The following is a 20,558-nucleotide window of genomic DNA, read 5'->3' as shown; positions in this document are numbered from 1 at the left end:
TCAGGCGTCGTTGCGGCGCGCGATCAGGCGCAGGTCCTCGCCGATCTGGCGCACGTCGTGCCAGCGGAACGTCGCGGCATCCTGCAGCCGGGGCAGTGGCGGCAGGTTGAACATGCCCTGGGCGTCGCCGAGTAGCTTGGGCGCCAGGTAGATCAGCAATTCGTCGGCGCAATGCTCGCGGATCAGCGAGCCATTGAGTTTGAAGCCAGCTTCGACATGCAGTTCGTTGATGTCGCGCCGGCCCAGTTCTTCGATCATCTTGCGCAATTCAACCTTGCCGTGCGGATTCGGCAGTACCACCACCTCGGCGCCGCGGGCCTCGAGCGCCTGGCGTCGTTCGCGGTCGTCCACTGCGCAGAACACCAGCACCGGCTTGGCAAAGTCGCCGCTGTCCGGCGTCAGGATGCGCGCGTCAAGCGGCACTTCCAGGCGCGAGTCCACCAGCACGCGCTGTGGCTGGCGCGGCGTCGGGATGGCGCGCACGGTCATCTGCGGATTGTCATCGCGTACCGTGCCGATGCCGGTCATGATGGCGCAAGCGCGCGCGCGCCAGGCGTGGCCGTCGTCCCGCGCAGCCTGCCCCGTGATCCACTGGCTGGTGCCGTCATGCAGGGCCGTGCCGCCGTCCATCGATGCCGCCACCTTGACCCGCACCCACGGCAGGCCGCGCGTCATGCGCGACACGAAGCCGATATTCAGGTCGCGCGCCTCCTTTTCCAGCAGTCCGCACCGCACGTCGATGCCGGCATCGCGCAGTCGTTGCAGGCCGCGGCCCGATACGGAGGGGTTGGGGTCTTCCATCGCCGCCACCACGCGCGCAATGCCGGCCCGCACCAGCGCGTCGGCGCAAGGGGGCGTGCGGCCGAAATGGCTGCACGGCTCCAGCGTCACGTAGGCGGTCGCGCCGGCCGGGTCGATGCCGCGCGTCTGCGCGTCTTTCAGCGCCTGGATCTCGGCATGGTCCTGGCCTGCTGGCTGGGTAAAGCCCTGCCCGATGATCTGTCCGTTCTTGCTCAGCACACAGCCGACGCGTGGATTTGGGGTGGTGGTGAACATGCCTCTCGCGGCGAGCGCGAGCGCTTGCTGCATGGCGGCGTGGTCGGAATCGGAAAACATTTGGCCGGTGACTCTTGTTCGCTGGGCGTTTGGTGTGCGTGCCGCTGTCAGGGCGGGGCGGGTTCGCCCGATGCCTCGCAGTCCTTGTCATGCCCAGGCGTGCAAAGGCGGATGCGTCCTTGCGCTCCCATGCGAACCTGGCGCTGCTCGCCGCGGCAGCTGAGCGTGAAAGTGGCGGCCTGAAAACCGCCCTGCTCAGACCGAGAGTATCCCACAGCTGCGAATCGCAGGACGTTGCTGGCGCGCGTGGTCTGGCGCAGGGCGATGGACAGGCACGGCGCATCGAGCTGGACGACCGACAGGACGGCGTCCTGCCCCGATCGTCGGAGCTCGCTTGTGGTCGTCAGCTGCCACCCGGGGTCCAGCGCGAGGTGACCGTCGAGCGGCTGCAAGGCGACTTCCACCCGTCCAGCCATGGCCGCGCTGCGCGCCAGGGCGAGCGACGCGGCCAGCCGGTCGGCGGCAATCGTCACCTGCTGGCGGGCCATCAGGACGGCGGCGGCGTGATAAGTGAATGCCCCCACCGCCGCAATGACTGCCAGGCAAACCAGCAGTTCAGCAAGGATGATGCCTTTTTGACGGAAAAGTGCTGATTCGAGCATATCAACATTCCGATCCCGATTGGGCGGCTTGCGTCGTGTCCTCCGGTAGGTTCAGTCGCTGACCTGTGCTGCGCAGGATGAGCACGCCGCAGCGATGGTCCGGCACCACCGGCGTCGCCCGGATTTCGACGCAGGCATCCAGGCTGGCTTGCGGGCAGGCTGCAGCCGTGAGGAGGTGGCGGGGACGGGGGCCGGGCGGCACTGGCCGGGGCCAGTTCCCGGCGGCGATGTCACTCCCCGGCTGCCGGGCGAATGTCGTGGCCGCCATCGCGTGCTGCTCAAGCTCCAGCATCGCCGCGACCAGTTCCGCGCGCGCCTGCGCGCGCCAGCCGCGAGCAAGGTACTGGTCCCATGTCGGTACGGCAATGGCTGCAAGGATCGCCACGATGGCGAGCGTGATCAATAGCTCGACAAGGCTGAAAGCCCGTTGCGCCGAGGTTTTGTGCTCCGGGGCAAGTGCGGGCTTCATGGAGCCTCCTGCTGAATGGGCGCAATGATCTCCCGCCAGCTGATGCGGCCCGTTCGGCGCGTTGCGACGGTTGTGGACAGCGGCCGGGCGGACGACCGGTCCACCGACCACAGCGTGACGGTGTGAGCTTGCGCGCCACTGGTGCCAGCGGACTGGCGCGGGCCCGGTCGAGGGGTACTCGTCAGGACGAAGTCGCCTTCAGGGGCGCTGGCCTGTCCGGTCACGTATGCCTGCAGAGGCCCGCCTTCCCGGGTACGGCCCGCGGATTCGCCTGTCGACGCCAGCACAAGGTAGGCCCGCTGAAGACCGTCGGCGGCACGGGTCGTGAAGTGGAGATAGCCGGGAAACACGTCACTCAGCACCTCAAGCTTTTCCCCGGCATTCGGCAGCGTCAGCTGCCAGCCGGCCTGGCCGCTCGTGCCGGCCTGGCTTTGGGACGCGCGCAGCAGGAATCCTCCGTTCGCGGGCTCGGCCACGATGCGGGTCGGGATTCCGCCCGGTCGGGCCGGGATGGCCACGATGTCGCTGCCCTGGCCATATACGATAAGCCCAGACGTGGACCCGCCCAGCAGCAACGGAGGCTCCGCGTGGTCCGTCCTGATCGTCACCGGCAGCCTGTGCCGGCAACTCGGGGTTCCCGGCCTGGGACGTCGCGTGGCATCGGCCAACGGGAAGTGCCAGAGCTGGCCACTGTCGTCGGTGGCATAGATGGCCAGCGTCCCGCCGGTCATGTCGCTCAGGACGCTGACGCCCGCAAGTGCCGACGTCACGGGTGCGCCGGTGCAATCGCGTTCGGGCAGCGGCCAGGTCAGCGCGGAATCCCCGGCGGCCCGTTCCAGCGGTATGAGGGCCAGGCCCGGACGGGATGCCGGGCTGTCGGCGCGCGCTTCGACGGTCGTGACGGCGAACCACCGGAGCCCTTCGTCCCCGGCAAAGGCCGCGGCGCGAACGGGCCCACGGGCGGAAAGCGGCAAGGCAGCCGTTGCCGTCATTTCCCACAGAAGAGCGATTGGCGCGAGGTGCGTTGGCGCGGTGATATCCAGCGCGAATATGCCGGGCGCGCTATCGCTATCACCTTGGGTGGTGACCGGGATGGCGCACAGCAGTACGGTGCGCCATTCCCGATGGATCATGACGTCGGCGGCCTCCGGGCGTGGGCAGGGTACGGGTGCGAGCGCAGCCTTCGGGTCGGCCAGGGCGACCGCCTGCGACAGCAAGGTCCGCGGCAGGTAGGCGACAAGTTCCTCGCCGTCGATGGCATTGAATCCATGCAGCCACGCGTCCGTGGTGCCAAGCCAGACCATGTGTGGCCGCGTGCGATATCGCTCCCGGAACGCGGCATGGCCGGCCTTGCCGGGTTGCCATGCCGGCGGGGGAACTACGAGAACGCGTGCACCGCGGGCGTTGGCCATGCGGGTCTCGCGCGGACGCAAGGCGGCGTTGGTGCGCTCGCCGCGCAGCCACGCCAGCTTGTCCTGTCCGGATACGCCGTTTCCCGAGTCCGGTGCCGCCGCTGGCTGGCTTGCCACATCGAGTGCGGACCACTGCAGCGGTACCAGGCGTTCCGAATCCGGGCCGGTTGGGGCGATTGAGGTGTAAAGACGCCGGGAAGCCACCGGGTTCGCGTCGAGCAATGCGCCGGCCTCCCAGAGCGCGAGGGGTGCCGTATCTGTGGCCGACTGCTCGGGGCTCCATCCGATCGCGTACAGGCGGCCGGTCCAGGGGAAATTGCCGCCCTGGGGCAGATATGCCAGGGGGAGGTTGCCGGCGGGGACGTCCACAGTCGTGCCGGCCCATGCTGCCCAGGACAGCGGCAGGATCCAGGCCAGGACGAAGGTGATCATGCTTTGCGGGCTCATGGTTGGATCACGCTCTGGACCACGGCCGTCGTATCCCGGCTCCGGCCAAAGCCGATTGCCGTGATGCGGAAGCGCGGGGCGGCCGGCGGCAGGCCATATCCGCGGGGGGAGGCTGCTATGTCGCCGATCATCTCGGCGACATAGCGCGGCGCGACGGATGTACCGGCAATGCCCTCCGGCAACCTTGGCATGGCATTGCCGGTGAACGTGCCGAACGGCACGCCGACATCATCAATGGGCCCCGTGCCCGACAGCCACGCTTGCCATACGGGCATGTTATCGGGGGCCGGAACGCAGACCCCGGCCTGCGTGCCTGTGCCGCAAGTCCCGCTTGCCGGAAGCGGATCGAGTCGGCCGGACGGGCCGCTGCCCGCGGCTGCAGTCAACAGGTCCGCCTCGCCATCCAGCAGCGCCACTTCGGCAGCCCGGAAGGCGATTTCGCGATCGAGCTGCAAGGTGGCGAGCTGGCGGGTGGAGAGCAGGAACTGCAGCACGGCGGCGGTGGTGAAAACCGCGAGCAGCAGGAGCGTCGCGGCGAACAGCAGCGTCGCGCCGCCATGCGTCCTGCGGATGCGGGCCATGGGCGGGGCTAGCACAATGTCTCCTGGCAGAGCGGGATGTTTCGCAAGCGGATTGTCGTGGCGAAGATCCGCCACGTGTGCCGGCTATCTGCAGGGAGCCTGTCGACAAGGTCGGCCATGGCATTGTCGACGCGAGCAGCAGTAGTCTGCATGCCGGCCGGTGTGGCGCCGCGCCGTGTCAACCGGAAGGCCAGCGCTACCTGCACTGCCACCACACGGTGCCATGCGTCTTCACCCATGGCGTTGACCTGGTCCGCACGCAGGAACGTGTCGGGTTGCCTGCCGTCGCGCTTGTCCATGCCGTAACGAATCTGCATCGACTCCACGCCTCGCACCATCGCGCCGGATGTCCAGCCGCTGCCGTCGATGCGCCCGTTGCGGCGCGCCGGGTAACGGCATAGCAATTGGGGCTCGCCGTCGCTGGCGGTGGCCGCGTAGACGAGATTCGCCGCAACGTAGTTCGCATCGGCGGAAGCGTCCAGGTTCCGTGCGGCAACGGCATGGCCGCTGCAGTCGATCATCGTCTGGTCGGGCATCGTGGCTTCGCGCGCGTGGCTGCTGCCGCTGAAGCGGACCAGCAGAGCGTCACTGCCTGCAATACCGGGTTTGGCGCAGCCTGGTATGGCTGCTATCGATGGCTGGCCGCAATCGTCCGCACCGCTGATTGCGGGCTGGGCCGGCGCCTTGGCTGCCGGATCGGGACGCCAGCCGCCTTGTCGGATCAGCAGGGAAAGAATACTCAGTGCGCGCTGTCCGCGTTCCTCCAGCATGACCCGCTCCGCGGCGGCGAGATAGGCTGCGCGGCATAGCAGGAACGCAGTGCCGGCAATGGCTGTGACCACCAGCCCGAGCGCTAGGCCGACCATCATCTCCGTCAGCGTGAAGCCATTCGCTGGCAGATTGTGGAAATGGCCACGTGCAAGGCGGGATCTCATGGCTGCATCCACAGAGCGATGCCGCGCAACGTGGCCGCCGCACCCGGCTCTCCAGTCGCCAGTCTGGCAATAGCCAGCTTGCCGCCAACCGGGCAAGCTGGTTGCCCCGTGTCTTGAAGCAGGGAACAGCCTTCGGCCGAGACCGGATCGGACCGGTTCATGGGCGCAACGCCCAGCTCCTCGATCTCCGTGAATTCTCCGGCGGCTCGCATTGCATGCGCGAGTTGCTCATGGCCGCGCAGCCGCGCCAGTGCTGCGGTCCCCCCGCTGGCCAGGGGGATCAGGCCGACGCTGACGATCAGCAGGGCGCAGAGCGACTCGGCCAGGGCATGGCCGCAAAAATGGACAGAACGAAAGCAAGGCTGCATGGCAGGCGGAGATGGTGGCGGTGAGGCCATCAACGTAACGTGCTACAGGTCGCCGATCCGTGGGCAAACGTAGCGAGACTGGCAAATTTGGTTGCGCGACGAAGGCGTTGCATGAAATGGGCAGCGGGCAGCGGCAACGCGCTCGGCAGTCCGGAATTGGTGTATGACACCAATCTCACCATCCAGGCGGCTTACGCGGCGCGTCGCGCACGCTGTACACGCTCACCGGCAATATGGTGGACTACACCAGTCAGAAGGGTTGGCGTATCGACCCGCTGACGCAGGGCGAGCGCGTGGTCGTGAAGCCGAAGGCGGATGCGGAGCACCCGGTGATCACGAGGCTGACGCCGTCCACGGACGAGTGCCCGGCAGGATCAGTTCCAACCTGCTGGACTTTTCCGCACTGAATGGCTCGGCATTGAGCTACTCGGTGCCCGGCGTCAACAGCGACGGCAAGATCGATGCCTCGGACAAGGTGACTGGCACCAACGACAAGGTTCTTGTCGTATCGGGCGTGTCCCGCCAAGGCAATTTCGGCTCGACCATCTTCCCGGGCGTTGGTGGTGGAGGGGGAGGCAACCACCTGAAGGTTGCCAGCGCGACGACCCGCGATGTCATCAGCGATTGCCAACTCGCTGACTGCAAATGGCTATGTCCTGCAAGCCGTTCCCGTGGATGCCGCAGATGCCTGCGGCACCTGCACGCTGGACCAGGCCGGCACGCGCCTGAATACCGTCGGCGCGAACCCGGCGGCGTATCTGCAGAACTGCCGGGAACGCTGAGCGTGTGGCGCTAGCGCTTGCTGTTTCCTGCCGTTACCTCGGCCAGCACATCGGAAAACTCGGCGACGTCCTCGAAACTCCGGTACACCGAAGCAAAGCGTATATAGGCGATCTTGTCGAGCTTGCGCAGTTCGCGCATGACGAGTTCACCGACCTGGCTGCTCGGAATTTCCTTCTCGCCGAGCGCCAGCAGCTTTTCTTCAATGCGGGTGATGGCTTCGTCGATGGCTTCGGCGGAGACCGGGCGCTTGCGCAGCGCCAGGCGCATCGAATCCTTCAGCTTGGCGCGGCTGTAGTCCACGCGCGAGCCGTTCTTTTTGACGATGGCCGGGAAGAACAGTTCGATCCGTTCGTAGGTGGTGAAGCGGCGGTCGCAGGCTTCGCAGCGTCGGCGCCGGCGCACGGCGTCGCCGTCTTCCGACATGCGCGTGTCGAGCACCTGGGTATTGGAATGTCCGCAAAAGGGGCATTTCATGCCTGACCACCTTCAGAGTAAAGCCCCGTCGCCTTGGTATCTTGTCCTTCTGCGGCAACCGGGCGGGTTGGCGAGGCCCGCAAGCGGCACGATGGCGCGCCCGCGGGGCTGCCGGCCGCCCTCGCGGGCGGCCTTGCGTCATCAGCCGTAGACCGGGAAACGCTTGGTCAGTGCCGACACCTGTTCGCGCACGCTGGCGATGTTGCCGGCGTCGTGCGGGTTGTCCAGCACGTCGGCGATCAGGTTGCCGACAATGCGCGCTTCTTCTTCCTTGAAGCCGCGCGTGGTCATGGCCGGCGAGCCAACGCGGATACCCGAGGTCACGAACGGCTTTTCCGGATCGTTCGGGATGGCGTTCTTGTTCACGGTCAGGTGCGCTTCGCCCAGGATGCGCTCGGCTTCCTTGCCGGTGATGTTCTTGGCGCGCAGGTCGACCAGCATCACGTGGCTTTCGGTACGGCCCGAGACAATGCGCAGGCCGCGCGCGATCAGCGTTTCGGCCAGCACGGCGGCGTTCTTGACCACCTGTTCCTGGTAAGCCTTGAATTCCGGCGTCAGCGCTTCCTTGAACGCCACGGCCTTGCCGGCGATCACGTGCATCAGCGGACCGCCCTGGATGCCCGGGAAGATCGACGAGTTGATGGCCTTCTCATGCTCGGCCTTCATCAGGATCACACCGCCGCGCGGGCCGCGCAGGCTCTTGTGCGTGGTGGTGGTGACGAAGTCGGCGTGCGGCACCGGGTTCGGGTAGACGCCCGCGGCGATCAGGCCGGCGTAGTGGGCCATGTCGACCATGAAATAGGCACCGATCGCCTTGGCGACCTTGCTAATGCGCTCGAAGTCGATGCGCAGCGCGAAAGCGGAGGCGCCGGCGATGATCAGCTTCGGCTTCTTTTCGTGGGCGAGCTTTTCCAGCGCGTCGTAGTCGATGTCTTCCTGTGCGTTCAGGCCGTAGCTGACCACGTTGAACCACTTGCCGCTCATGTTCAGGGCCATGCCGTGGGTCAGGTGGCCGCCTTCGGCCAGGCTCATGCCCATGATGGTGTCGCCCGGCTTCAGCACGGCGAAGTACACGCCCTGGTTGGCCTGCGAACCCGAATTCGGCTGCACGTTGGCGGCTTCGGCGCCGAACAGTTCCTTCACGCGGTCGATGGCGAGCTGTTCGACGATGTCGACGTACTCGCAGCCACCGTAGTAACGCTTGCCGGGATAGCCCTCGGCGTACTTGTTGGTCAGTTGCGAGCCCTGCGCGGCCATCACGGCCGGCGAGGTGTAGTTTTCTGAGGCGATCAGCTCGATGTGGTCTTCCTGGCGCTGGTTTTCCTTCTGGATAGCGGCAAAGACCTCGGGGTCGATCTGGTCGATCGTATAGCGGCTGCGTTCGAACATGGCGAAACTCGTCTGAAAAAAGGGAATCCGATTACTGCATCGGGGTAGGGCGCGCGGGGAAAGCGATTGGCGGCCGGCACCGGCGGAACCCAACGAACCGTCGGCGCAGGGCGCACCCTGCTTCCCATTCGCTGCCCAGGCGAGCGGCAGGCGCTTGAAACTTCACGCCAGAGAACTTGCGCTTCCTCGTGGTAGTACCCACTGACATCGCCAGTCGCGCAAGATGGAATGGTTGGGCGCAGTGTAGCGTGAGGCGGGGATTTGCCGCAAGCCGCGCCCCATGGCCCGTAACGCCGCGCCCGGCGCGGCCCGCAACTTGCTGTTGCAAACTCGTCCTGCGGGTTAACACCGAAGCTGTCTCGCTGTCCGTTACAATCCCGGCCATGACAAACTTTGCCTGGACCCTGCGGGTGTACTGGGAAGACACCGACGCCGGCGGCGTAGTGTTCTACGCCAACTATCTCAAGTTCTTCGAGCGCGCCCGGACCGAGTGGTTGCGCTCGCTTGGCATCGAACAGCAGGCGCTGGCCGATGAGGCCGGCGTGGTCTTTATCGTCCGCAGCACGGCAGTGGACTACAATGCGCCCGCCCGGCTCGACGACCAGCTTGAGATCCGCACGCGCATTGAACGTGTAGGGCCGGCCTCGGTGCAGTTCGCGCAAGAGGCCTGGCGCGCCGAGACTTTGCTCGCCAGCGGCCAGATTCGCGTTGGCTGTGTCGATCGAAGCACTTTCCGTCCGTCTCCCATTCCCGCCCCTGTCCTGGCAACCATCAAGACCGCCCGATGAATCCCGTGACCGTCACGCAAGACCTGTCGATCATTACGCTGGTGCTGCACGCCAGCCTGCTCGCCCAGGCCGTCATGGCGCTGCTGCTCGTCATGTCGCTGTTCTCCTGGACATATATCTTCCGCAAGCACCTGGCGCTGCGCTCGGCGCGCACGCAGACGGAAGGTTTCGAGCGCGACTTCTGGGCCGGCGGCGACCTGCAGGCGCTCTATAACAGTGCGGCGAACAACCGGCACAACACCGGCGCGCTCGAGCGGATCTTCGAATCGGGCATGGGCGAGTTCCTCAAGGCACGCGAGCGCGGTAATGAAGCGAGCGCGCTGCTCGACGCCGCCCGCCGCGCCATGCGCGCGGCCTATCAGCGCGAAATGGACGTACTGGAATCGCACCTGCCGTTCCTGGCCTCGGTCGGCTCGGTCAGCCCCTACATCGGCCTGTTCGGTACCGTGTGGGGGATCATGAACGCGTTCCGCGGCCTGTCGAATGTGCAGCAGGCGACGCTGGCATCGGTGGCGCCCGGCATTGCCGAAGCGCTGGTGGCCACCGCCATCGGCCTGTTCGCGGCGATTCCGGCCGTGATTGCCTACAACCGGTACGCCACCGAGATCGATCGGCTGGCGATCCGGTTCGAAAGCTTCATGGAAGAATTCCTGAACATCCTGCAGCGGCAGACCCGCTGACCGACTGAACGACCAGGAGCCCAGCAATGGCAGCCATTCAGCGCCGCGGCGGATCCCGCCGCCGGGCCAGCGCCGAGATCAACGTCGTACCGTATATCGACGTGATGCTCGTGCTGCTGGTCATCTTCATGGTGGCGGCACCGATCGTCAGTCCCGCCGTCGTCGACCTGCCCACCGTGGCCAACGCCACGCCGCAACAGAAGGCGCCGCCGATTGTCGTGACCGTGCACGAGGACGGTGCGCTGACGGCGAGCGGAAAAGACAACGCCGGCAATTCGTTCGAGCGCAAGCTCGACAAGAACGGCTTGCTCGATTTCGTCCACCAGCGCCAGAACGAGAACCCGGACCAGCCGGTGGTGATCGCCGCGGACCGCTCGGTCAAGTACGAGTCCGTACTCGATGTCATGTCCGTGCTCAAGGCCGACGGCATCAAGCGTGTCGGCCTGATGGTGAAGTCCAAGTAGAACGCGCCCGCTGCGTGAAATGCCTGTCCGAATGCCGCGCCCCATGACGACCGCTGCCGCCATTCCTTACCAGCCGGTGAAGGAGCGCGGAACCCTGCGTTCCTTCCTGCTCGCGCTCTTCATGCACCTGCTGCTCGGCATCGTGCTGTACTACGGCGTGCATTGGCAGAGCAGCACCCCGGTCGGCTCCGAAGCGGAGCTCTGGGACGAGATTCCCGCCACCCCCGCACCGCCGCCCGCGCCACCGGCACCACCTGAGCCGGTGGTCCAGCCGCGCCCGGTGCCGCCGGCGCCCGAAGTGAAGAGCAAGGTCGAGGAAGACGCCGATATCGCGCTCGAACGCCAGAAGCGCCGCGCCGCCGAGCAGGCCGCGCGCGAAGAGACTGCGCGCAAGGACGCCGCCCGCAAGGAAGCCGAGCGCAAAGAGGCGGAGCGCAAGGAAGCCGAGCGCCAGGAGGCGCAACGCAAGGACGACGCCAGGAAAAAGGCCGCCCAGCAGGAGCAGCAGCACCGCGAGCAAGCCGAGCGCGAACGTGAACGCGAGCGCAAGGAAGCCGATGCCAAGGCCAGGGCGAAGGCCGATGCCGAGGCGAAGGCCAAGGCCGACGCGCAAGCCAAGGCGAAGGCTGAGGCGGATGCCCGGGCCAAGGCCGAAGCTAAAGCCGAAGCCAGGGCGAAGGCGGAAGCGGATGCCAAGGCGAAAGCCGAATCGCAAGCGAAGGCCAAGGCGGACGCCGATGCCAAGGCCAAGCGCGAAGCCGCGGCCAACGCGCAACGCAAGGGCGAACTGGCGCGTCTGCAGGCCATGGCCGGTGGCGGCGCCGGTGGCCAGGGCGGTGGCGGCGTGGGCAGTTCTGCCGGTGCGGGCGCCGGCGGCGGTGGCAAGGCCTCGCCGGGCTATGCCGATCGGGTGCGCCGCAAGGTCAAGCCAAACATCGTGTTCACCGAAGACGTGCCGGGCAACCCGACCGCCGTGGTATCCGTGCAACTGGCGCCGGACGGATCGCTGATGTCGGCGCGGCTGAGCAAGTCCAGCGGCGATTCGGCCTGGGACAACGCCGTGCTGCGCGCCGTCGAGCGCTCGGACCCGCTGCCGCGCGACGAGAACGGCAAGGCGCCTGCGAGCTTCACCATCACTTTCCGTCCTAAGGATTAAGTGACGCAGGCACCATGACTTGCAACATAATGCAACCTTCATTAACCGGTGCCAGTCCCACCGCTACCATGACAGGTTGCCTGAGGCGGCCGGCAGCGTGCCATGCGCGCGCGGAACGGATATGCGCCATGCGCATCGACGCCTGTTCTGCTGTCTGCCTGCCGTGCCCGACGAAACCTGAAATCGACTGAGGAGCAGCATGCGAAAGCTTTGGGCCCCCAACTGGCTGTCCGCGAAGCGGCACCAAGCAAACCAGGCCGCAAACCGGGCGGCGAACCGGCTCATCGGCCGCCATGCGCTGATGGTCTGGCTGGCCGCCGCGCTGGCCATGTCCGCCGGTGCCGCACAAGCACAACTGAACGTAGAGATCTCCGGGGTCGGCTCGAGCCAGTTCCCGGTCGCCACGGCTAATTTCCAGGGCGAGGCGCAGGCCCCGCAGAACCTGACCGCGATCATCCGCAGTGACCTGTCGCGCAGCGGCCGTTTCCGCAACGTCGACCCCGGCGGCGCCACGGTGGCCGAGTCGGCCAACGTCGATCTCGGCAGCTGGAAGAGCCGCGGCGCCGATGCCTTCGTCGCCGGCAGCGTGACCCCGTCCGGAAACGGACAGTACGAAGTGCGCTTCCGCCTGTACGACACCGTCAAGGGCCAGAGCCTGGGCGGCCTGGCGTTCAACGTCAACCAGGGCCAGCTACGCGTGACGGCCCACAAGATCGCCGACTACATCTACGAGAAGCTGCTGGGCGAGCGCGGCGTGTTTGCCACGCGCCTGTCCTACGTGTCGCGCGTCGGCGGCCGCTACCAACTGCTGATCTCCGACTCGGATGGCCAGAATTCACAGGTCGCGCTGACCAGCAACGAGCCGATCATCTCGCCGTCGTGGTCGCCGGATGGCCGTCGCGTGGCTTACGTCTCGTTCGAGAGGAAGAAGCCGGTGGTGTACGTGCACGATCTGTCCACCGGCAAGCGCACCATGGTGTCCGACCAGAAGGGGAACAATAGCGCGCCGTCGTGGTCGCCGGACGGTCAGCGCCTGGCCGTGGCCTTGTCGAAGGACGGCAACACCCAGATCTACATGATCAATGCGGACGGCTCCGGCCTGCGCCGCCTGACCCGCAGCAGCGCGATCGATACCGAGCCGCAGTTTGCGCCGGACGGCAAGAGCATCTATTTCACCAGCGACCGCGGCGGTGCTCCGCAGATCTATCGCATGCCGGCGGGTGGCGAAGAGGCGGGCGGCGCGCAACGCGTGACCTTCAAGGGCAGCTACAACGTCAGTCCGCGGATTTCGTCGGACGGCAAGTACCTGGCGTACATCACGCGCTCGGGTGGCTTCAAGCTGCAACTGCAGGACCTGACCAACGGCGACGTCACCTCGCTGACCGATACGTCGAATGACGAGGCGCCAAGCTTTGCCGCCAATGGCAAGTACATCCTTTACGCCACGCGCGTGGGCGGCCGCTCGGTGCTGGCTGCGGTATCCACTGACGGGCGTACCCGGCAGGTTCTGTCTCTCCAGTCCGGCGATGTCCGCGAGCCGTCCTGGGGTCCTTTCATGCAATAACGCAATCACAGGAGTCTCTCGCCATGTCCCAACTGATGACCAAAACCCTTGCCGTTGCCGCCCTGCTGGCCCTGGGTGCCTGCAGCTCCGGCGTGAAGCTGGACGATGCCGCCAATGCCGGCGCCAACAAGGGTGGCACCGGTGCCGATGCCCGCACTGTCCAGCCCGTTGACGTTTCGCGCGATCCGCTGAACGATCCGAACAGCCCGCTGGCCAAGCGCAGCGTGTACTTCGATTTCGACAGCTACAGCGTCAAGCAGGACTACCAGGGCATGCTGGGCGATCACGCCAAGTACCTGAGCGCCAACAAGGGCCGCAAGATCCTGATCCAGGGCAACACTGACGAGCGCGGCACCAGCGAGTACAACCTGGCGCTGGGCCAGAAGCGTGCCGAGGCCGTGCGCCGTTCGCTGGCGACCATGGGCGTGCCCGACAACCAGATGGAAGCCGTGAGCCTGGGCAAGGAAAAGCCGAAGGCAACCGGCCACGACGAGGCTGCCTGGGCTGAGAACCGCCGCGCCGACATCAACTACTGATCTGATCCGCGTACAGGCCATCCATGAAAGCACGCGTTTCCACCCTGTTGTGGCTCGCCGCCGTTTCGGGCGCGGCCATGCTGCCCCTTGCGCAGGCCCGTGCCGGCGTGTTCGATGATGACGAGGCGCGCAAGGCGGTCCTCACCCTGCGTGACCAGTTCAACGGTTTCCAGGCGACCGCCACGCAGCGCATCGAGCAGAACAGCCGCACGACGATCGACATCCAGAACCAGCTGGAAGGCCTTCGCCAGGAGGTGGCTCGGCTGCGCGGCCAGAACGAGGTGCTGCAGAACACGGTGGATTCGCTGCAGAAGCAGCAGAAGGACTACTACGCGGACCTGGATGCGCGCCTGAAGAAGTTCGAGCCGCAGCAGGTCACCGTCGATGGCCGCGAGGGCACGGTGCAGCCGAACGAGAAGCCCGAGTACGACGCTGCGCTCAAGCAGTTCCAGGCCGGCGACTTCAAGAGCGCTGGCAATTCCTTTGCCTCGTTCGTGAAGAAGTATCCGCAAAGCCCGTACCTGCCGCTGGCGCAATACTGGCTTGGCAACTCGCTCTATGCGCAGCGCGACTACAAGGGCTCCACCGCGGTGCTGCAGAACATGCTGCAGGCGAACCCGACGCACCCGAAGGCGCCCGATGCCATGATCGCCATCGCCAACAACCAGCTCGAATCCGGCCAGAAGGCTGCGGCCAGGAAGACGCTGGAACAGGTGGTGTCGAAGTATCCTGGTACCGAAGGAGCGCAGGCCGCCACCAACCGGCTGAAGACGCTGAAGTAAGCCGGCCGCAACCGGACTGAGATTGCAGGGCCCGCGGAATGCGGGCCCTTTTCGCTAGTCGCGCTAAAATACGCGATTCGCCTGCAATTTCCTTGCGCCGCGTGTGCGGCGCCACTGCCACTCATGACCAAACGCGCCATTGTCCTGCTTTCGGGCGGGCTTGATTCCGCCACCGTTCTCGCCATGGCCAAGGCCCAGGGTTTCGAGACCTATGCGCTGTCGATGCGCTATGGCCAGCGCCATTCGTCCGAACTTGAGGCCGCCCAGCGCGTGGCGAGCACGCTTGGCGCCGTCCGCCATGAAATTGTCGACCTGGACCTGCGCCGCTTCGGCGGTTCCGCGCTGACCGACGACAAGTTCGACGTGCCGACTGACGGGGAGTCGTCCGGTATCCCGATCACTTACGTGCCGGCGCGCAACACCATCATGCTTTCTCTGGCGCTTGGCTGGGCCGAAGCCGTCGGCGGACGCGACCTGTTCTTCGGTGCCAATGCGGTCGACTATTCGGGCTACCCCGATTGCCGGCCCGAGTATGTCGCGGCCTACGAGACGCTGGCCAACCTCGCCACCAAGGCGGGCGTGGAGGGCGATCGGTTCCGCGTGCATGCGCCGATCATCGACATGACCAAGGCCGAGATCATCCAGGCTGGCATTCGCCTGGGCGTGGACTACAGCCTGACGGTGTCGTGCTACCAGGCCGACGACAAAGGCCGTGCCTGCGGCGTCTGCGATTCCTGCCGCATCCGCCGCGCCGGCTTCGAGGCGGCCGGCGTTGCCGACCCGACCCGCTACCAGAACGCCTGAGCGCGCCCCCGCCTCCCATTACCGCCCCCGACATGCCAGAGATCGATATCGCCGCGCTTTCGCGCACCGTGCTGCTGAGCACGTTTGCCCTGACCTTCCTGTTCGGCGCCATCCTGCAGCGCACGCATTTCTGCACGATGGGTGCGGTCTCGGACATCGTCAACATGGGCGACTGGAGCCGCATGCGCATGTGGGGGCTTGCTGTCGGCGTGGCGATGATCGGCACCGGCGTGCTGGCCTCGGCCGGGTTGATCGATCCGACCAAGACCATCTATACGGCCAGCAAGCTCAGCTGGCTGTCGGCGCTGGCCGGCGGGCTGATGTTTGGCTTCGGCATGGTGCTGGCCTCGGGCTGCGGCAGCAAGACGCTGGTGCGCATCGGCGCGGGCAACCTCAAGTCGCTGGTGGTGTTCGTCTTCCTGGGGCTGTCGGCCTACATGACGCTGCGCGGCCTGTTCGGCGTGGTGCGCGTCAATACCGTCGATGCCGTCTCGATCACGCTGCCGGCCACGCAGGACCTGCCGTCGCTGCTGTCGCAGGGTACCGGTGCGGCCCGCGGCGCGTTGCAGCTCGGCCTCGGCCTGCTGCTCGGCGGGGCGCTCGTGGTGTGGGCGCTGGCCGCGCGCGGCTTCCGTACGTTCGACAACCTGCTCGGCGGCATCGCGGTGGGCCTGATCATCGTTGGCATGTGGTACGTCTCTGGCCATCTCGGCTACGTGGCGGAAGATCCCAATACGCTGGAGGAATTGTTTGTCGCCACCAACAGCGGCCGCATGGAAAGCCTGAGTTTCGTGGCGCCGTATGCCTACACGCTCGACTGGCTGATGATGTTCAGCGACAAGAGCAAGGTACTGACCGTCGGCATCGTCAGCGTCTTCGGCGTGATCGCCGGTGCGGCGGTGTACGCGCTGGCCACGCGCACCTTCCGCTGGGAGGGGTTTGGCAACGCGGAAGACGTCGCCAACCACATGATCGGCGGCATCCTGATGGGCGCCGGCGGCGTGACCGCGCTCGGCTGCACGGTGGGGCAGGGGCTGTCGGGGGTTTCGACGCTGGCGATCGGCTCGTTCATCGCGCTGGGCGGCATCGTGGCGGGCGCGGTGCTGGCGTTCCGCTACCAGATATGGCGCCTTGAGCGCATGGCATTTGCCTGAGATGGCGCCTTACGCTTGACACAACGGGAAGCGTCTCACTATAATCGCGGTTCTGTTTTTTCGGGTCGTTAGCTCAGTCGGTAGAGCAGCGGACTTTTAATCCGTTGGTCGCGTGTTCGAGTCACGCACGACCCACCAGCATTTCGAAGGGCCTGTGGCGCAAGTCACGGGCCCTTTTTGTTTTTTTTCGCGCGGGCTGCCGCTGCAACGGTCCGTATTAACCACTTCGAGTTAGAGACATCACCGGGGCTGCAACGGACAATGAATCCGCTCCCGGTACTGCTGGCGCCGCCACGCCGGCAGCGCTCCAACCGTCGGAAGTCCTATGCGGCAAGCAGGCAGGTCTTTGCCGGGCGATGTGCATGCACTGCGCGTTATCTGGCCGTTCGTTCCCGTGGTCGTTGCGCTGGCGCTGTTCACCATCGCCAGCGTCGACGTCCTGTCGGCCGTGCGTGCGTTTGTCGCGGGCGAGAGCGCATGGTCCAAGGGCCAGAAAAACGCAGTCATGCACCTGCTGCGTTATGGCGAAGACCGCAACGATGCCGATTTCCTGGCCTACCTGGCGGATATTGCGGTGCCGATGGGCGACCACCGCGCCCGTATCGAACTCGACCGCGAGACGCCGGATGACGAGCGCGCGCGAGCGGGCTTCCTCGCCGGCGCTATCCATCCCGATGACATCGCGGGGATCATCCGTCTCTACCGCAACTTTCGCCACGTCGAAGAGGTCGATGCCGCGATCCGGATCTGGGCGGAGGGGGATCGCGAGATCGCCGCGCTCCATGAGCAGGCGATGGTGCTGCGGCAACTGGCCGTCCAACCGGGCTGCGGCGTGGCGTGTACAGAGCCGGTGCTGCAGGGCATTCTCGCCATCGATGCGCGGCTGACGCCGCTGGAGTCCGCGTTCTCGCACGAGTTGGGCAAGGCATCGCGGCGCGTCACGCAAGCACTCATCGTGGGGGCCATGGTGGTGGCGGTCGCGTTGCTGCTCTGCGCCATCCTGCTGTCACACCGGCGGCTGCGCCGCGAGCGCCGCCTGCGCGAGGCGCTGGCCGGGAGCGAGGAGCGCCTGCAACTAGCCGTGGGCGGCAGCAACGACGGCCTGTGGGACTGGGATGTGCACAGCGGCCGGCTGTATTTCTCGCCGCGCTGCGCGCAGATGCTCGGCTTCGCGCCGGACGCGTTGCCGCAGGCGCGCGAGACGCTGCTGGGCCTGCTCCATCCGGCTGACGTGAATGTGCTCGACGACAAGCTCTCGGCCCATCTACGCCGTAGCGAACCTTACGATGTCGAGTTCCGCCTGCGTACGCGCGGCGATGGCTACCTGTGGGTGCGCGCGCGCGGGCGGCTGGTCCGTGGCGATAACGGGCGGGTCAGGCGCATGGCCGGTTCGCTCACCGACATCTCGGAGCAAAAGCGCTACGAGGCCCAGCTGTTCGCCGAAAAGGAGCGTGCCCAGGTTACGCTGCAGGCGATCGGCGATGCCGTGGTCACCACCGACGTCTGGGGCCGCATCGAGTCGCTGAATCCCGCGGCCGAAGCCCTGACCGGCTGGAGCGAGGCCGAGGCCTGCGGACGCCCGCTGGAACAGGTATGCGCCTTGTGCGAGGAGGGAAGCCAGGCACCGCTGCGCAAGCTGGTCGCGCTGGCGCTGCAGCAGCGCTGGCCCGGCGTGACGGCGTTGCTGACGGGCCGTGGCGGCCGCACGGTGGCCGTCAAGCCTTCGGTGGCGCTGATCCGCGACCGCGCGGCGCAGGCGAGCGGTGTCGTGGTGGTTCTGCATGACGTCAGCCAGGAGCGCGAGCATGCGGCCCGGCTGGCCCATGAGGCCAGCCATGACGCGCTGACCGGGCTGGTCAACCGGACCGAGTTCGAGCGCCGCCTGACCGCCGCCATCGCGCGATTGCGGGATGCCGGTGGCACGCACGTGCTGATGTACCTTGACCTGGACCAGTTCAAAGTCGTCAACGACACCTGCGGACATGCAGCGGGCGACGAACTGATCCGGCAGATCGCCGCGATCATGCGCGGCCAGTTGCGCCAGGGCGATACACTCGCGCGCCTGGGTGGCGACGAGTTCGGCATCCTGCTGGAACGTTGCGCGGCGCCCGATGGCGAGCAGCAGGCCGAGGCCTTGCGGCGCGCGGTGGCGGGGTTTCGCTTCACGTATCGCCAGCGCACGTTTGCCGTCGGGGCCAGCATCGGGCTGGTGGCGCTGGACGCCGGCACTGCGGGCGTGGCGGAAGCGCTCAGCGCCGCCGATGCCGCCTGCTATGTGGCCAAGGAAAATGGCCGCAACCGCGTCCAGGTCTACCATCCGAGCGACAGCGTGGTACAGGCGCGGCATGGCGAGATGGAATGGGTCAGCCGGGTGCATGCGGCGCTGGCGACGGGCCGGTTCTGCCTCTACGCGCAGGACATCATCCCGCTGCGGGGCGAGTTGCGTGGCGGGCGCCATATCGAGTTGCTGCTGCGCATGGTGGACGAGCGCAACCAGCTGGTGCCGCCGATGGCATTCGTGCCAGCTTGCGAGCGCTACAACCTCATGCCGATGATCGACCGCTGGGTGGTGGAAACCGCGTTTGCCGCGCTGGCGCGCCGGCGGGCGGAACATGGCGAGTCCATTGCGCAGTGCGCGATCAACCTGTCCGCGTCGTCACTGGCCGATGTCCGGTTCCCGGCCTTTGTCCGCGAACAGGCGCAACGTGCCGGTATTGCATTGAGTGGGATCTGCTTCGAGATTACCGAGACTGCGGCGATTGCCGACCTGACGCAGGCCACGGCGTTTATCGAGCAGATGCAGCGGTTGGGGTGTGCATTTGCGCTGGACGACTTTGGCGCGGGGATGGCGTCATTCCCCTACCTGAGGCACTTGCCGGCAACGTATCTGAAGATCGATGGCAGCTTCGTGCGCGATATGCTCGAAGATCCCGTCAAGCAGGTGATGGTGGAAGTCATCCAGCGCATCGGCCAGGCCACGGGCAAGAAGACGATCGCGGAATATGTGGAGAGCGAAGCCGTCCTTGCGCGGCTGCGCGAGCTTGGCGTGGATTTCGCGCAAGGATTTCACATTGCGATGCCCAAGCCGTTCGCTTCAGGATCGCGGCAGGGCGGTGCGATGATGATCGGCCAGGGCCAGGCGGCCCTGATGCCAGGCTAACGTACGAGTGGGTCGCGGAAGCCGGTGTCCTGCGGCCCCTGGGCGCCACCGGTGTCAGGCGGGGCCACTGCCTCGCTCTTGGCCTGGCGCCACGTCTTGTAGACCCAGTAGGCAGCGCCGGCGATGACGCCAAGCTTGGACGCCTTCCATGTCCAGCGCAGCAGTGGCGTGCGCCGCAGCAGGGGCAGGGCAAGCGTGGCGGCCGTGCTCAGCAGCGGATAGTCCTGGGCCAGGCCCAGCACCTTCACCCACGAATGGGGACGGACTGCGCGCGGCAGCCAGTTGGCGAAGCTGCCCAGGCGCCGGGCGCCGCCTTTGACCTCGTGCAGGGCCTTCAGCAGGTCATGGCGCTCGAGTTCGGCGCGGGTCAGCAGCAGCTCCTTGCGGACCTCGAGCGGCAGGCGTATTTCACGCGCGTAGCGCACGGGGCGTGGATGTTCGCGGCGGGGAGCCTTGCCGGCGTCGGATTCCGGAGTAGTCATCGGCGCAGGGTCTCCCGGTCTTTGTCGATTTCCGCCAGCGTGGCCTCGAACATGGGCGGGGCACTGCGCACCATGTGACGGGCGGTGGCCAGGCAGCCTGCGGACAGTACCAGGTAGGTGACCACCAGCGCGACCAGGGCCTGCCAGCGGTAGGTGTCCCAGAACAGGATGGCGATCAGGGCGGTGAAGGTAACCAGCGCAATACCGAAGAAGACAAGGCCGAAGCAGGCCAGCAGGCCGACCTTCATTAGCCGCGAGCGTTCCTCGGCAAATTCGACACTGGCCAGTTCCAGGCGCGTCTGGACCATCGCAACCAGCGAACCGAACAGGTTGCGCACGGACTCGAGCAACTTTGGTGAGGAAGGGGATTCGCTCATGCGGCTCCGGCGAGGAAGCGGCGCGGCGGCACTGG

The 20,558-nt window shown here is 66.4% G+C and carries 22 protein-coding genes, 1 tRNA gene and 1 riboswitch; of the genes, 12 read left to right on the top strand and 11 right to left on the bottom strand.

Features of this window, described 5'->3' with window-relative positions; genetic code table 11:
* From ribD to AC3FKG_RS00875, 7 genes are read right to left on the bottom strand one after another with little or no spacing between them, the layout of a single operon-like run.
* The gene (ribD, locus tag AC3FKG_RS00905; protein ID WP_483708908.1) at positions 1-1,116 is read right to left on the bottom strand and encodes a bifunctional diaminohydroxyphosphoribosylaminopyrimidine deaminase/5-amino-6-(5-phosphoribosylamino)uracil reductase RibD; all 1,116 of its coding nucleotides are present in this window, start codon (positions 1,114-1,116) and stop codon (positions 1-3) included.
* A gap of 47 nt (positions 1,117-1,163) precedes the next feature.
* Positions 1,164-1,718: a GspH/FimT family pseudopilin gene (locus AC3FKG_RS00900; RefSeq protein WP_488742182.1), complete on the bottom strand. Its 555-nt coding sequence runs from the start codon at positions 1,716-1,718 to the stop codon at positions 1,164-1,166.
* A 1-nt stretch (position 1,719) separates the two neighbouring features.
* On the bottom strand, positions 1,720-2,187 hold the full coding sequence (locus AC3FKG_RS00895) for a prepilin-type N-terminal cleavage/methylation domain-containing protein (protein ID WP_488742181.1): 468 nt from the start codon (positions 2,185-2,187) through the stop codon (positions 1,720-1,722).
* Complete coding sequence (locus tag AC3FKG_RS00890; RefSeq protein ID WP_488742180.1) at positions 2,184-4,031, bottom strand: pilus assembly protein; 1,848 nt, start codon at positions 4,029-4,031, stop codon at positions 2,184-2,186. Before AC3FKG_RS00890 ends, AC3FKG_RS00895 begins: the two co-directional genes overlap by 4 nt.
* Before the next feature lie 11 nt (positions 4,032-4,042).
* Complete coding sequence (locus AC3FKG_RS00885) at positions 4,043-4,627, bottom strand: pilus assembly PilX family protein (protein WP_488742179.1); 585 nt, start codon at positions 4,625-4,627, stop codon at positions 4,043-4,045.
* 8 nt (positions 4,628-4,635) lie between these two features.
* Complete coding sequence (locus tag AC3FKG_RS00880; protein WP_488742178.1) at positions 4,636-5,562, bottom strand: PilW family protein; 927 nt, start codon at positions 5,560-5,562, stop codon at positions 4,636-4,638.
* The gene (locus AC3FKG_RS00875; RefSeq protein ID WP_488742177.1) at positions 5,559-5,930 is read right to left on the bottom strand and encodes a hypothetical protein; all 372 of its coding nucleotides are present in this window, start codon (positions 5,928-5,930) and stop codon (positions 5,559-5,561) included. Before AC3FKG_RS00875 ends, AC3FKG_RS00880 begins: the two co-directional genes overlap by 4 nt.
* A 611-nt stretch (positions 5,931-6,541) precedes the next feature.
* On the opposite strand from AC3FKG_RS00875, the gene AC3FKG_RS00870 reads away from it, so the two are divergent.
* Complete coding sequence (locus AC3FKG_RS00870; protein ID WP_488742176.1) at positions 6,542-6,712, top strand: hypothetical protein; 171 nt, start codon at positions 6,542-6,544, stop codon at positions 6,710-6,712.
* A gap of 10 nt (positions 6,713-6,722) precedes the next feature.
* Here AC3FKG_RS00870 and nrdR read toward each other — a convergent pair whose 3' ends face one another.
* On the bottom strand, positions 6,723-7,187 hold the full coding sequence (gene nrdR, locus AC3FKG_RS00865) for a transcriptional regulator NrdR (protein ID WP_483708893.1): 465 nt from the start codon (positions 7,185-7,187) through the stop codon (positions 6,723-6,725).
* 141 nt (positions 7,188-7,328) lie between these two features.
* Entirely contained in the window at positions 7,329-8,576 is a 1,248-nt protein-coding gene (glyA, locus tag AC3FKG_RS00860) for a serine hydroxymethyltransferase (protein ID WP_483708891.1), read from the bottom strand.
* 126 nt (positions 8,577-8,702) lie between these two features.
* Positions 8,703-8,804, bottom strand: a riboswitch (ZMP/ZTP riboswitch).
* Between the two features lie 155 nt (positions 8,805-8,959).
* On the opposite strand from glyA, the gene ybgC reads away from it, so the two are divergent.
* The 11 genes from ybgC to AC3FKG_RS00805 all read left to right on the top strand — a co-directional run bounded on the left by ybgC (position 8,960) and on the right by AC3FKG_RS00805 (position 19,664).
* Positions 8,960-9,364, top strand: a complete 405-nt coding sequence (gene ybgC / locus AC3FKG_RS00855; protein ID WP_483708890.1) for a tol-pal system-associated acyl-CoA thioesterase — start codon at positions 8,960-8,962, stop codon at positions 9,362-9,364.
* Complete coding sequence (gene tolQ / locus AC3FKG_RS00850) at positions 9,361-10,044, top strand: protein TolQ (protein WP_483708889.1); 684 nt, start codon at positions 9,361-9,363, stop codon at positions 10,042-10,044. Before ybgC ends, tolQ begins: the two co-directional genes overlap by 4 nt.
* Before the next feature lie 26 nt (positions 10,045-10,070).
* Positions 10,071-10,508: a protein TolR gene (gene tolR, locus AC3FKG_RS00845; RefSeq protein ID WP_483708888.1), complete on the top strand. Its 438-nt coding sequence runs from the start codon at positions 10,071-10,073 to the stop codon at positions 10,506-10,508.
* Positions 10,509-10,527: 19 nt separating this feature from the next.
* On the top strand, positions 10,528-11,664 hold the full coding sequence (tolA, locus tag AC3FKG_RS00840; RefSeq protein ID WP_488742175.1) for a cell envelope integrity protein TolA: 1,137 nt from the start codon (positions 10,528-10,530) through the stop codon (positions 11,662-11,664).
* Between the two features lie 199 nt (positions 11,665-11,863).
* Positions 11,864-13,228: a Tol-Pal system beta propeller repeat protein TolB gene (tolB, locus tag AC3FKG_RS00835; protein WP_483708886.1), complete on the top strand. Its 1,365-nt coding sequence runs from the start codon at positions 11,864-11,866 to the stop codon at positions 13,226-13,228.
* A gap of 23 nt (positions 13,229-13,251) precedes the next feature.
* Positions 13,252-13,764: a peptidoglycan-associated lipoprotein Pal gene (gene pal, locus AC3FKG_RS00830; RefSeq protein WP_483708885.1), complete on the top strand. Its 513-nt coding sequence runs from the start codon at positions 13,252-13,254 to the stop codon at positions 13,762-13,764.
* 23 nt (positions 13,765-13,787) lie between these two features.
* Entirely contained in the window at positions 13,788-14,546 is a 759-nt protein-coding gene (gene ybgF, locus AC3FKG_RS00825) for a tol-pal system protein YbgF (protein ID WP_483708883.1), read from the top strand.
* A 123-nt stretch (positions 14,547-14,669) separates the two neighbouring features.
* A complete protein-coding gene (gene queC / locus AC3FKG_RS00820) occupies positions 14,670-15,350 on the top strand; it encodes a 7-cyano-7-deazaguanine synthase QueC (protein WP_483708882.1) in 681 nt (226 codons plus the stop codon).
* A gap of 32 nt (positions 15,351-15,382) precedes the next feature.
* Positions 15,383-16,504, top strand: a complete 1,122-nt coding sequence (locus AC3FKG_RS00815; protein WP_483708881.1) for a YeeE/YedE family protein — start codon at positions 15,383-15,385, stop codon at positions 16,502-16,504.
* 62 nt (positions 16,505-16,566) lie between these two features.
* Positions 16,567-16,642: transfer RNA gene (locus AC3FKG_RS00810), tRNA-Lys, on the top strand.
* Between the two features lie 187 nt (positions 16,643-16,829).
* Positions 16,830-19,664, top strand: coding sequence for an EAL domain-containing protein (locus AC3FKG_RS00805; RefSeq protein ID WP_488742174.1), 2,835 nt, complete (start codon positions 16,830-16,832; stop codon positions 19,662-19,664).
* On the opposite strand, the gene AC3FKG_RS00800 is transcribed toward AC3FKG_RS00805, so the two are convergent.
* Together AC3FKG_RS00800 and AC3FKG_RS00795 are read right to left on the bottom strand one after the other, a co-directional pair.
* Entirely contained in the window at positions 19,661-20,146 is a 486-nt protein-coding gene (locus tag AC3FKG_RS00800; protein ID WP_488742173.1) for a DUF3318 domain-containing protein, read from the bottom strand. The genes AC3FKG_RS00805 and AC3FKG_RS00800 overlap by 4 nt on opposite strands.
* Positions 20,143-20,523, bottom strand: coding sequence for a phage holin family protein (locus AC3FKG_RS00795; protein ID WP_488742172.1), 381 nt, complete (start codon positions 20,521-20,523; stop codon positions 20,143-20,145). Before AC3FKG_RS00795 ends, AC3FKG_RS00800 begins: the two co-directional genes overlap by 4 nt.
* Between the last annotated feature and the right edge of the window lie 35 nt (positions 20,524-20,558).

The organism is Cupriavidus sp. 22TCCZM04-2, assembly GCF_057798895.1.
This window is presented reverse-complemented; position numbering and strand designations above follow the sequence as displayed.